The 12,365-nt window shown below is 61.3% G+C and carries 8 protein-coding genes; 4 read left to right on the top strand and 4 right to left on the bottom strand.

Annotated features, from left to right (window positions below):
* The first annotated feature begins 73 nt into the window (after nucleotides 1-73).
* Entirely contained in the window at nucleotides 74-1,567 is a 1,494-nt protein-coding gene (locus D8U60_RS13770) for a YifB family Mg chelatase-like AAA ATPase (protein ID WP_016772579.1), read from the top strand.
* On the opposite strand, the gene D8U60_RS13765 is transcribed toward D8U60_RS13770, so the two are convergent.
* The 3 genes from D8U60_RS13765 to D8U60_RS13755 form a co-directional block, all read right to left on the bottom strand.
* Nucleotides 1,564-2,778: an aldose 1-epimerase family protein gene (locus tag D8U60_RS13765; protein WP_122612288.1), complete on the bottom strand. Its 1,215-nt coding sequence runs from the start codon at nucleotides 2,776-2,778 to the stop codon at nucleotides 1,564-1,566. The genes D8U60_RS13770 and D8U60_RS13765 overlap by 4 nt on opposite strands.
* A 195-nt stretch (nucleotides 2,779-2,973) precedes the next feature.
* The gene (locus tag D8U60_RS13760; RefSeq protein ID WP_016772578.1) at nucleotides 2,974-4,950 is read right to left on the bottom strand and encodes a methyl-accepting chemotaxis protein; all 1,977 of its coding nucleotides are present in this window, start codon (nucleotides 4,948-4,950) and stop codon (nucleotides 2,974-2,976) included.
* A gap of 188 nt (nucleotides 4,951-5,138) precedes the next feature.
* A complete protein-coding gene (locus tag D8U60_RS13755; RefSeq protein ID WP_071172126.1) occupies nucleotides 5,139-6,059 on the bottom strand; it encodes a LysR substrate-binding domain-containing protein in 921 nt (306 codons plus the stop codon).
* A 159-nt stretch (nucleotides 6,060-6,218) separates the two neighbouring features.
* Between D8U60_RS13755 and D8U60_RS13750 the strand changes: the two genes are divergently transcribed.
* Nucleotides 6,219-7,613, top strand: a complete 1,395-nt coding sequence (locus D8U60_RS13750; RefSeq protein ID WP_125925375.1) for a NorM family multidrug efflux MATE transporter — start codon at nucleotides 6,219-6,221, stop codon at nucleotides 7,611-7,613.
* 78 nt (nucleotides 7,614-7,691) lie between these two features.
* On the opposite strand, the gene D8U60_RS13745 is transcribed toward D8U60_RS13750, so the two are convergent.
* A complete protein-coding gene (locus tag D8U60_RS13745) occupies nucleotides 7,692-9,362 on the bottom strand; it encodes a bifunctional diguanylate cyclase/phosphodiesterase (RefSeq protein WP_130900307.1) in 1,671 nt (556 codons plus the stop codon).
* Nucleotides 9,363-9,634: 272 nt separating this feature from the next.
* Here D8U60_RS13745 and rep point away from each other — a divergent pair, with 272 nt between their 5' ends.
* Nucleotides 9,635-11,644, top strand: a complete 2,010-nt coding sequence (gene rep, locus D8U60_RS13740) for a DNA helicase Rep (RefSeq protein ID WP_016772574.1) — start codon at nucleotides 9,635-9,637, stop codon at nucleotides 11,642-11,644.
* A gap of 57 nt (nucleotides 11,645-11,701) precedes the next feature.
* The gene (locus D8U60_RS13735; RefSeq protein ID WP_016772573.1) at nucleotides 11,702-12,274 is read left to right on the top strand and encodes a xanthine phosphoribosyltransferase; all 573 of its coding nucleotides are present in this window, start codon (nucleotides 11,702-11,704) and stop codon (nucleotides 12,272-12,274) included.
* Nucleotides 12,275-12,365: the final 91 nt, after the last annotated feature.

Below are 12,365 nucleotides of genomic sequence, written 5' to 3'. Positions count from 1 at the left end.
TAAAATGGCTTCGCCCTACTACCCTTCAAAAACCCGCAGGAAGCGGCTCCCCGATTCAGCTCAAGGAACGACCATGTCCCTCTCCATTGTCCACAGTCGCGCCCAGATTGGCGTGGAAGCCCCCGCTGTTACCGTCGAAGTTCATCTGGCCAACGGTCTTCCCTCGCTGACCATGGTCGGCCTGCCTGAAGCGGCGGTGAAGGAGAGCAAGGATCGGGTGCGCAGTGCGATCATCAATTCCGGGCTGCAATTTCCGGCGCGGCGGATCACCTTGAATCTGGCGCCGGCGGATCTGCCCAAGGATGGCGGGCGCTTCGATCTGGCGATTGCCTTGGGGATTTTGTCGGCCAGCGTGCAGGTGCCGTGTCTGACGCTGGACGAGGTGGAATGTCTGGGTGAATTGGCATTGTCCGGTGCCGTGCGACCAGTGCGTGGCGTGCTGCCGGCGGCACTGGCGGCGCGCAAGGCCGGGCGGGCGTTGGTGGTGCCTCGAGCGAATGCGGAAGAGGCGTGCCTGGCTTCGGGGCTGAAAGTGTTCGCAGTCGATCACTTGCTGGAAGCGGTGGCGCATTTCAATGGGCACACGCCGGTCGAGCCGTACACATCAGATGGCTTGATGCATGCCGCCAAACCCTATCCCGACCTCAACGAGGTGCAGGGGCAGACAGCCGCCAAACGCGCACTGCTGATTGCCGCAGCGGGGGCGCACAACTTGTTGTTCAGCGGGCCTCCGGGAACCGGCAAGACGCTGCTGGCCAGTCGTCTGCCAGGATTATTGCCGCCGCTATCCGAATGCGAAGCGCTGGAAGTGGCAGCGATTCAATCGGTCGCCAGCGGGGTTCCCTTGACTCACTGGCCGCAGCGGCCGTTCAGGCAACCGCACCATTCGGCTTCAGGGCCGGCATTGGTCGGTGGCAGCTCGAAACCGCAACCCGGCGAAATCACCCTCGCCCACCATGGCGTACTGTTTCTCGATGAGTTGCCGGAGTTTGATCGCAAGGTTCTGGAAGTGCTGCGCGAGCCCTTGGAGTCCGGGCATATCGTCATCGCTCGGGCCAAGGATCGCGTGCGTTTCCCCGCACGGTTTCAATTGGTGGCAGCGATGAATCCGTGTCCCTGTGGATATCTTGGCGAACCCAGCGGCAAATGCTCGTGCACACCGGACATGGTCCAGCGCTATCGCAACAAGCTGTCAGGGCCGCTGCTGGATCGGATCGATCTGCACCTGACCGTGGCGCGGGAGGCAACCGCATTGAATCCAGCAGCCAAGCCCGGCGAAAACAGCGCCAGCGCTGCGGCGTTGGTGGCCGAAGCGCGGGAGCGTCAGCAGAAACGTCAGGGCTGTGCCAATGCGTTTCTCGATCTGCCGGGGCTCAAGCGTCACTGCAAGTTATCCACAGCTGACGAGAAATGGCTGGAGGCGGCCTGCGAGCGACTGATCCTGTCGCTGCGCTCGGCGCATCGCCTGCTCAAGGTCGCGCGCACGCTGGCGGATCTTGAACAGGCCGATGCGATTACCCGCGAGCATCTGGCCGAGGCACTGCAATACCGGCCGGCGACACCTTAATGCTCAGTCAGATCAACCAGCGGTGCCTGACGCACTTCAGTGTCGCGACCGGCCTGAATCTCGGTCACGCGCTTGAGGGCCTTGTCCACCGCCCCTTTGTCGGCCAGCAGGCTGTAGCTGATCTGGAACTGTTTATGTTCTTTTGGGGCAATGGTCGGCACCAGATTCAACGGCCGCTGATAGCGACGGTTGTAGGAAAAACTGGTTCCCGGCTCCAGCCCGGTGACGTAGCCCTGCCCTTGGGTGTCGGTGTTTTTCCACAGCGAAAACACTGGCAACTGCTGAGTGTTGAAGCCAACGGATACGCCGAGGCTACCGGCCTTGTTGTGCAACACGGTCAAGGTGTCGCCCTTGGCGTCGGCGTAAGGCACGACGTTGTAGACGGTTTCGTCGTAGTCCTTGGTTGGCCCGCGATAGGTCTGCCAGTCGGGCAGATCACCCTTGGCCTTCTCGTTGAACGGCGACACCTGCTTCACCGGCGCAGCGAATTTTGCCCCTTGCTCAAGAAACGGCGTGCTGAAGTTGCTGTGATACAGCGCCTGATATTCCTTCGCATAGTCGCCGTTGTTGGTCAGGGTGTCGTTGAGGGCGAAGCTGGCGGTTCCCGGTTCGGTGACCAGTTCGGTCGCTACCGAGAAATCGACTTTCTTGAATGCCTGCTCTTTCAGCTCGCCACGCAGCGTGATGGCATACGGCGGCTTCTCGTCGATGTGCAAAGTGACGGTGCTGGCCGGGATGTTGGCGGCGCGACCGTGCAAGGTCAGCAATTCGCCGTTGTCCATGCCGGGATGGCCAACCCACTCGTAACCGCAACGGGTGACCAGTTCATTGAAACCTTCGAGCCAGCCCAGGCCACCGCGACCGTTGAGTTCGATGAACGCCGGGTTGACCACGTCCTTGACCGGCGAATCCCAGCCCATCCGCACGTCGCCCACCGAAGCCTGCAACACATTCATGCCACGGGTCGGCACGACCGACAGCTTCATCGTGCCGTTATCGATATCGACAATGCTGACGCCCTCCTGACGACCGCCATGCAGGGTACGCAGGGTCACGGAAAACGGTTTGGCGGTTTTTACGCCGAGTTGCTCACTGGTGATCGTCCAGTTTTTTGCCGGAGTGCTGGCGTCGAGCAGGACATAGTCCCAAGCCATGGCATGAGAAGCGGCAGAGAATGCGCCGAGGGCGACGAGGAGTTTGAGCGGGGTCATGGCAGCAGCCTTTATTGGAGTTGTGCCATTTTTATAGCGCTGCGGAAACGTTTCAGCAAGTGCAAAGGTCGGTTTCTTCAAGAGCATTCGCGAGTAAGCTCGCTCCCACAGGTTTTTCGGGTGTTCACACCATTTGTGAACTACCCCGGAAATTGTGGGAGCGAGCCTGCTCGCGGTAGCTGTTTCAGAGACGCATCAACGGAAGCGGTCAACCTCGGAACGCAGATCCGCCGCCAGCTTCTCCAGCTCTTTAGCGGTGACAGCCAGGTTCGACACCACCTCACGCTGCTCGCTGTTGGCCAAGGCGATGCTCTGCAAATTGCTGCTCAGCAACGTAGCAGTGCTGCTCTGCTCCTGAGTGGCGGTGGTGATCGCGGCGAACTGCTGGCCTGCCGAACGGCTCTGCTCATCGATCCGCGCCAGTGCCGAGGCGACATTGGCGTTGCGCGACAGGCCTTCCTGCATCAGCACATTGCCCTGCTCCATGGTGCTGATCGCGTTGCCGGTCTCCTGTTGGATGCTGTGGATCATGCTGGAGATTTCATCGGTCGCCTGACGGGTACGCGAGGCGAGGCTGCGCACTTCGTCCGCGACCACGGCAAAACCGCGACCCTGCTCACCGGCACGCGCGGCTTCGATGGCAGCGTTAAGTGCCAACAGGTTGGTCTGCTCGGCGATCGAGGTGATCACGCCGACAATCCCGCCGATTTCCTGCGAGCGCTGCCCCAGCGTGTTGATCACGCTGGCGGTGCTGTTCAGCGCGCCAGCGATCTGCTCCAGCGACGACGACGCTTCTTCCATCGAGCTGCGGCCGATCTGGGTCTGCTGAGCGTTTTCCTGCGCCAGGCGCTGGGTCGCACCCATGTTGTCGGCAATGTTCAGCGAGGTGGCGCTGAACTCTTCCACGGCGCCGGCCATGCTGGTGATTTCGCCCGACTGCTGCTCCATGCCTTCGTAAGCACCACCGGACAAACCGGACAGCGCCTGCGCACGGCTGTTGACCTCTTCCGAAGCGCGGCGGATGTGCTCGACCATGGTCGACAGCGCCTGGCTCATCTGGTTGAACGCGCGGGACAGCTGACCGATTTCATCGTGGCTCGATACGTTCAGCCGCACACTCAGATCACCCGCGCCCAAGGCTTCGGCCTGACGCACCAGATCGCCCAGCGGTGCGAGTTTGCTGCGCAGCAGCCAGACCACGGAACCGACCGCGAGCAACATCGCCAGCAGGCTGCCGATCGCCAGTTGCGTACCGACACTCCAGGTCACCGCGCGGATCTCGGCTTTCGGCATGCTCGCCACCACCGACCACGGGCCACCTTCGAACGGCACGGCGATGCTGTAGAAGTCCTCACCCTTGTCGCTCCAGAACTCACCCTTGCCCGGGGTTTTCACCAGGTTGTTGATGGTCGGGGCGGCTTGATCCAGGTTTTCGACACCGGCAATCGGCACCAGCCATTTGTTCTGCTCGTCGAGCAGCGCCAGCGAGCCGGTCTTGCCAATGCGGAAGCGCTTGAGATTGGCGAACTGCGCGTTCTGCGCATCGGTGTAGTCGAAGCCGACGTACAGCACGGCGATGATCTTGCCGCCCGCATCGCGCACCGGGGTGTACTGCGACATGTAGTAGCGCTCGAACAGCAACGAACGGCCGACATAACTCTGCCCCGCCATCAACTTCGCGTACGCCGGGTTGGCATGATCGAGCACGGTGCCGATGGCACGGGTGCCGTCCTGCTTGCTGACGTTGGTGCTGACGCGAATGAAGTCTTCGCCGCTGCGCACGAATACCGTGGCCACACCAGCGGTCATCTGCTTGAACTCGTCAACTTCCTTGAAGTTGTTGTTCAGCACCTCGTTGCCCAGATGCAGGCCCGGGGTCTGCACGCCGGCCACGGTCACTGGCTGATCGGGGTGCACACTCAAACCACTGCCGAAGCGCTTTTCGAACAGCCCGCTCAGGCGCAGGGTGCTTTCACGCAACGTACCGTGGAAGGTACTCAGCTGATCGGCCAGCAGCCGGGCCTCACTGGCCAGATGCTCTTCACGGGTGGCGAGGTTGGCGGAATCCAGCGAACGCAAGGCGAACACCGTACTGCCGCTGATGACTATCGCCAGTATCACAGCAAGGGCAAGGCCCAGCTGCGAGGCGATCCGAGCACGAGGTTGAGACATGAACAGCTCCTGGCCGAGCCACCGAATCCTCCTTGATCGCGGTAATTGCCCGGAAAATATTCTAATAGTGGGGTGTAGCGCGAAACCGGCACGACGGTTCCACAAGCTCGTAGTCGGCGGTAAAACCGAATACTTGAGCGCATTGCGTGGGTATATCGCAGTGATGGCATTGTGCCGGCTCTAACGTTTCAGCTCAAGCGCTCTACCGCCGGCAATTGCATGGCGCGGACTTCGCCTTGGAGAAAATCGCTGAGACGGCGCAAACGTTCACCTCCCGGACGCGGTTTCGGCCAGACCAGGTAATAATTCAGGCCACTGGCGACGGCCGTTGGCCACGGCAGGCTCAAGCGCCCCTGCGCAACATCTTCGGCAACCATCAACAGATCACCCATCGAAACGCCGTAGCCACGCGCCGCGGCGATCATGCCCAGCTCCAGCGTATCGAACACTTGCCCGCCCTTGAGCGAAACCTGCTCGGACAGACCCATGCGCTCCAGCCAACTGCGCCAGTCACGGCGATCCGGGGTCGGGTGCAGCAGCTCAGCAGCCGCCAGACGCGCTACATCCCAAGGTTGATCATTGAGCAGGTTCGGCGCGCCGACCGGAATCAATTCCTCGGGAAACAGCAGGCTCGCTTCCCAGTCCGGCGGGAAATGCCCGTCACTGAGCAAAACTGCGCAATCAAATGGTTCGTTGTTGAAGTCCACCGAATCGATATCCATCCATGCGCTGGTCAGTTGCACCTCATTGCCCGGCTGCAAATGGCGGAAGCGACTCAACCGCGCCAGTAGCCAACGCATGGTCAGGGTCGATGGCGCTTTCATGCGCAGGATGTCGTCCTCGGCGCGCAAGGTGTTGCAGGCGCGCTCAAGGGCGGCGAAGCCTTCGCGGATACCGGGTAGCAGCAGACGCGCCGATTCGGTCAGTTGCAGGTTGCGCCCGCTGCGATGAAACAGCCGGCAGGCGAAGTGTTCTTCAAGAGTGCGCATGTGCCGACTGACCGCGCTCTGGGTGATCGACAGTTCTTCCGCCGCGCGGGTGAACGAGCTGTGTCGCGCTGCCGCTTCGAATGCGCGCAGGGCATACAACGGCGGAAGGCGTCGGGACATACACAAAGCTCCAATAGCGGGGATACAGCCAATTCGGCAGGACGATTCAGGATGAGTATTAATCATGCCACCCATCCTTTTTATCCCTTTGTGCAAAGCCTGCCAAGCGCCGAGAATCGACGCTCTTCTGTTCCCTCTGAAATTTGGGTGGTGATGACCATGCAGCATCCTGTGCGTACCGAACTCTGGGCCATTCTGCGGCTGGCGGGGCCGCTGATTGCTTCGCAGTTGGCGCACATGCTGATGGTGCTGACCGACACCCTGATGATGGCGCGCCTCAGCCCCGAAGCGCTGGCCGGTGGCGGCCTCGGTGCCGCGAGCTACTCGTTCGTGTCGATTTTCTGCATCGGCGTGATTGCAGCGGTCGGCACACTGGTGGCAATCCGTCAGGGTGCCGGCGACATCATCGGTGCCGCGCGCCTGACCCAGGCCGGACTGTGGCTGGCCTGGCTGATGGCCCTCGGCGCCGGGCTGTTGTTGTGGAACCTCAAACCGGTGTTGCTGCTGTTCGGCCAAACCGAAACCAACGTCAACGCCGCCGGGCAATTTCTCATCGCCCTGCCCTTCGCCCTGCCCGGTTACCTGAGCTTCATGGCCCTGCGCGGTTTTACCAGTGCGATTGGCCGGGCGACGCCAGTGATGGTCATCAGCCTCGCCGGTACGGTGGCCAACTTCCTGCTCAACTACGCGCTGATCACCGGCATGTTCGGCCTGCCACAACTGGGCCTGACCGGTATCGGTCTGGTCACGGCGATTGTCGCCAACTGCATGGCACTGGCGCTGGCCTGGCATATCCGTCGGCATCCGGCGTATGACGCTTATCCGTTGCGCGCCGGCCTGTCGCGGCCGAACCGGCAATACCTGAAAGAACTGTGGCGTCTGGGCCTGCCGATTGGCGGCACCTATGCGGTGGAAGTCGGGCTGTTTGCCTTTGCCGCGTTGTGCATGGGCACAATGGGCAGCACGCAAATGGGTGCGCATCAGATCGCCCTGCAGATCGTGTCGGTGGCCTTCATGGTCCCGGCCGGGATGTCTTACGCCATCACCATGCGCGTCGGCCAACACTACGGCGCCGGGCAACTGGTGGATGCGCGCATGTCCGGGCGTGTCGGCATCGCCTTCGGCGCCGTGGTGATGCTCGGTTTTGCCCTGGTGTTCTGGCTGTGGCCGAACCAGTTGGTCGGCCTGTTCCTTGACCACAACGATCCGGCGTTTGCCGAGGTGATCCGTCTGGCGGTGAGCCTGTTGGCAGTAGCGGCGTGGTTCGAGCTGTTCGACGGCACGCAGACGATTGCCATGGGCTGTATTCGTGGGCTCAAGGATGCCAAGACTACGTTTCTGGTGGGGCTCGCTTGCTATTGGCTGATTGGCGCGCCGGCGGCGTGGTGGATGGCGTTCCATCTCAATTGGGGGCCGACGGGTGTCTGGTGGGGTCTGGCGCTGGGCTTGGCGTGCGCGGCGGTGAGCCTGACGCTGGCGTTCGAATGGAAGATGCAGCGGATGATTCGGCGCGAGCCAGTTGCAGAGAGGTTCGAGGCCATCGGCGCGGATTAAGATCAAAAGATCGCAGCCTTCGGCGGCTCCTACAAGGGAACACATTCCAAGGTAGGAGCTGCCGAAGGCTGCGATCTTTTAAATGGCTTCCACCGAAGCCTGCTGACTGGCTCCAAAGGTCAGATATTCCACCAACTCATCCAGCGGCAGCGGTCGGCTGATCAGGTAACCCTGCACCTGATCGCAGCCGAACCCGCGCAGCAACTCCAGTTGCTCCGGCGTCTCGACCCCTTCGGCAACTACTTCCAGGTGCAGGTTGTGCGCAAGGTTGATCATCGCGTGCACCAGTTTGCGATTCTCTTCGCGCTGTTCCATGCCGCCGACAAAACTCTTGTCGATCTTCAGCAAGGTGATCGGCAGGCTGTTGAGGTGCACGAACGACGAAAACCCGGTGCCGAAATCGTCCAGCGAGAAGCGCACACCGAGGCGGCCGAGCGCATCCATGGTCTGTTTGACCAGATCGCTGCGCCGCATCACGGCGGTTTCGGTCAGTTCGAATTCCAGCCACTGCGCCTCGACGCCGCGCTCGGCGATCAGGCGGCTGAGTGTCGGCAGCAACTGGCTGTCCTGAAACTGGCGGAACGACAGATTGATCGCCATGTGCAGCGCCGGCAGCCCCTGCTCGCGCAACGCCTGCATATCGCGCAAGGCGCGGGAAATGACCCAGTAGCCCAACGGCACGATCAGACCGCTCTGCTCGGCCAGCGGGACGAACTCGCTCGGTGGCAACAGACCGCGCTCGCCATGACGCCAGCGCACCAGCGCTTCGAGGCCGACAATCTGGCCGTCTTCAAGATTCAGGCGTGGCTGGTAATGCAGTTCCAGCTCATCGCGGCGCAAGGCCCGGCGCAGTTCACTTTCGAGGTCGGCCATGCTGCGCGCGTTGCGGTTGATGCGTTCGTTGAAGATATGAAAGGTGCAGCCCTGCGTGCTCTTGGCCTGCTGCATGGCGATATGCGCGTGCCACATCAGTGGATCGGCACCGCCGTTGGCACGGGCATGGGCGATGCCAAGGCTGGAGCCGATCAGCAGGCTCTCGCCGTCGATCCAATAAGGTTCGGCCAACGCCTCAGTGATGCGTTCGGCCATCCACTCGGCGCGTTGCGGCGCGCGGCGGGTATCGATCAGCAGAGCGAATTCATCGCTGCCCAGCCGTGCCAGTTGATCGCCGGCCTCCAGCTGACTTTTCAGCCGCGCGACGACCTGCAGAATCAGACGATCCCCGGCCTGATGCCCGAGGGCGTCGTTGGCATGGCGAAAATTGTCGAGATCGAGATGGCCGAGGGCGAGACCGCGACCGTCGCCTTCGGCAAGGCGCGCCGTGAGCAGAGTCTGGAAGCCCTGACGGTTGGCGATACCGGTCAGCGGGTCCTGTTCGGCGAGGCGCTGAAGAGTGTTTTCCAGCACGCCGCGCTCGCGCACATGGCGCAGGCAACGCTGGAGCATGCCGGCGTCGAGGGCGTCGAACACCAGCCAGTCGCTGACACCGACCGGCGCGGTGGCCGGCTCGTGCTCCAGCAGCAGAACGGTCGGCAGGCTGCAGCGCCCGGGCGCCGGTTGCAACGCTGGCAGGGTCAGCAGTACCGCGTGGCGGTTGTCCTCGAACAGGCGGCTGACCGAATCCCAGTTCGGCGCGCTGATCAGCACCGCCGCGCTCCCCATCGGAGCCAGACACTCACGCAACAACGCTGTCCACGCTGGCTCTTCGGCCAGTAGCAGCAAACGCAAGGGTTCGACAGGCGTAGACAAGCTGACTCCCTAGACTCTGCAATGATGTAGGCGGGGCATTATGCCGGTGTGCTGAACAATGACCAATGCGTTGTCTGATGACAACGACCTCTAAACGTTATTTTGTGTCACGAATGAGAACATTAGCCGCAAAATCCCCGCGTATCCTGCGTGAAAGTAACAAAAGCGGCAAATCTGAATCGCGTGCTGCGTCACAAGTCGGACAGAGCAGCAGAAATCGCTGAGCCTGTTAAAATGCCGGCCCATTTCGTCAACGACTCCCGAATTTTCGTATGTCCCGACTCAATCCCCGGCAGCAAGAAGCCGTGAACTACGTCGGCGGCCCTCTATTGGTGCTCGCCGGTGCTGGCTCCGGCAAGACCAGCGTGATCACGCGCAAGATCGCGCACCTGATCCAGAACTGCGGCATCCGCGCCCAGTACATCGTCGCCATGACCTTTACCAACAAGGCCGCGCGCGAGATGAAAGAGCGGGTCGGTACCCTGTTGCGTGCCGGCGAAGGGCGTGGCCTGACCGTCTGCACCTTCCACAACCTGGGCCTGAACATCATCCGCAAGGAGCATGCGCGGCTGGGCTACAAACCCGGTTTCTCGATCTTCGACGAGACCGACGTCAAAGCCCTGATGACCGACATCATGCAGAAGGAATACGCGGGCGATGATGGCGTCGACGAGATCAAGAACATGATCGGCGCCTGGAAAAACGACCTGATCCTGCCCGCCCAGGCCCTGGAAAACGCGCGCAACCCCAAGGAACAGACCGCTGCCATCGTCTACACCCACTATCAGCGCACGCTCAAGGCGTTCAACGCGGTGGACTTCGATGACCTGATCCTGCTGCCGGTAAAGCTCTTCGAAGAACACGCCGACATTCTCGAAAAATGGCAGAACAAGGTCCGTTACCTGCTCGTCGACGAATACCAGGACACCAACGCCAGCCAGTACCTGTTGGTGAAGATGCTCATCGGCAAGCGCAACCAGTTCACCGTGGTCGGCGACGATGACCAGTCGATCTACGCCTGGCGTGGCGCGCGCCCGGAAAACCTGATGCTGCTCAAGGACGACTATCCGTCCTTGAAAGTGGTGATGCTGGAGCAGAACTACCGCTCCACCAGCCGCATCCTGCGCTGCGCCAACGTGCTGATCTCGAACAACCCGCACGAATTCGAAAAACAGCTGTGGAGCGAGATGGGCCACGGCGACGAGATCCGCGTGATTCGCTGCCGCAACGAGGACGCCGAAGCCGAGCGCGTGGCCATGGAAATCCTCAGCCTGCACTTGCGCACCGACCGCCCGTACAGCGATTTTGCGATTCTCTATCGCGGTAACTACCAGGCCAAGCTGATCGAATTGAAGCTGCAACACCATCAGGTGCCGTATCGCCTGAGCGGCGGCAACAGCTTCTTCGGTCGCCAGGAAGTGAAGGACCTGATGGCCTACTTCCGCCTGATCGTCAACCCGGATGACGACAACGCCTTCCTGCGCGTGATCAACGTGCCGCGTCGCGAGATCGGCTCGACCACCCTGGAAAAGCTCGGCAACTACGCCACCGAGCGCAAGATCTCGATGTACGCCGCCACCGACGAAATTGGCCTCGGCGAACATCTCGACAGCCGCTTCACTGATCGCCTGGCGCGCTTCAAGCGCTTCATGGACAAGGTCCGCGAGCAGTGCGCCGGCGAAGATCCGATCTCGGCGCTGCGCAGCATGGTCATGGACATCGATTACGAGAATTGGCTGCGCACCAACAGCTCCAGCGACAAGGCTGCGGACTACCGCATGGGCAACGTCTGGTTCCTGATCGAGGCGTTGAAAAACACCCTCGAAAAAGACGAAGACGGCGAAATGACCGTCGAGGACGCCATCGGCAAACTGGTGCTGCGCGACATGCTCGAGCGCCAGCAGGAAGAAGAGGACGGCGCCGAAGGTGTGCAAATGATGACGCTGCACGCCTCCAAAGGGCTGGAATTTCCCTACGTGTTCATCATGGGCATGGAAGAGGAAATCCTCCCGCACCGCTCCAGCATCGAAGCCGACACCATCGAAGAAGAACGCCGCCTGGCCTACGTGGGCATCACCCGCGCCCGCCAGACCCTGGCATTCACCTTCGCCGCCAAGCGCAAGCAGTACGGCGAGATCATCGACTGCGCGCCGAGCCGCTTCCTCGATGAACTGCCGCCGGACGATCTGGCCTGGGAAGGCAACGACGACACCCCGACTGAAGTCAAAGCCGTGCGTGGCAATAGCGCATTGGCTGACATACGCGCGATGTTAAAGCGCTAGAATCGACTACTTTTTAATCTACCTTCGGCGCCCATCGCGCCAACAGAGGAAGCTGTTGTGGAAGCACTGCACAAAAAAATCCGCGAAGAAGGCATCGTGCTTTCCGATCAGGTCCTGAAAGTCGACGCTTTCCTGAACCACCAGATCGACCCGGCCCTGATGAAGCTGATCGGTGACGAATTCGCCGCGCTGTTCAAGGATTCGGGAATCACCAAGATCGTCACCATCGAAGCCTCGGGCATCGCCCCGGCGATCATGACCGGTCTGAACCTCGGCGTGCCGGTGATCTTCGCCCGCAAGCAACAGTCGCTGACCCTGACTGAAAACCTGCTCTCGGCGACCGTCTACTCGTTCACCAAGAAGACCGAAAGCACCGTGGCCATCTCCCCGCGCCACCTGACCAGCAGCGACCGCGTGCTGATCATCGACGACTTCCTGGCCAACGGTAAGGCCTCGCAAGCGCTGATCTCGATCATCAAACAGGCCGGCGCCACCGTTGCCGGTCTGGGCATCGTCATCGAAAAGTCGTTCCAGGGCGGCCGCGCCGAACTGGACTCGCAGGGTTACCGCGTCGAGTCGCTGGCTCGCGTGCAATCGCTGAAGGATGGCGTCGTCACCTTCATCGAGTAACGCCACACCACCGCTCCCCTGTAGGAGCTGTCGAGTGAAACGAGGCTGCGATCTTTTGATCCTGATCTTGAAACAGATCAAAAGATCGCAG

The organism is Pseudomonas sp. Sample_11 (assembly GCF_004307505.1).
In the GTDB taxonomy this organism is placed as follows: Bacteria; Pseudomonadota; Gammaproteobacteria; order Pseudomonadales; family Pseudomonadaceae; genus Aquipseudomonas; species Aquipseudomonas atacamensis.
The sequence above is the reverse complement of the archived record's forward strand: the minus strand, read 5'-3'. Positions and strand labels throughout refer to the sequence as shown.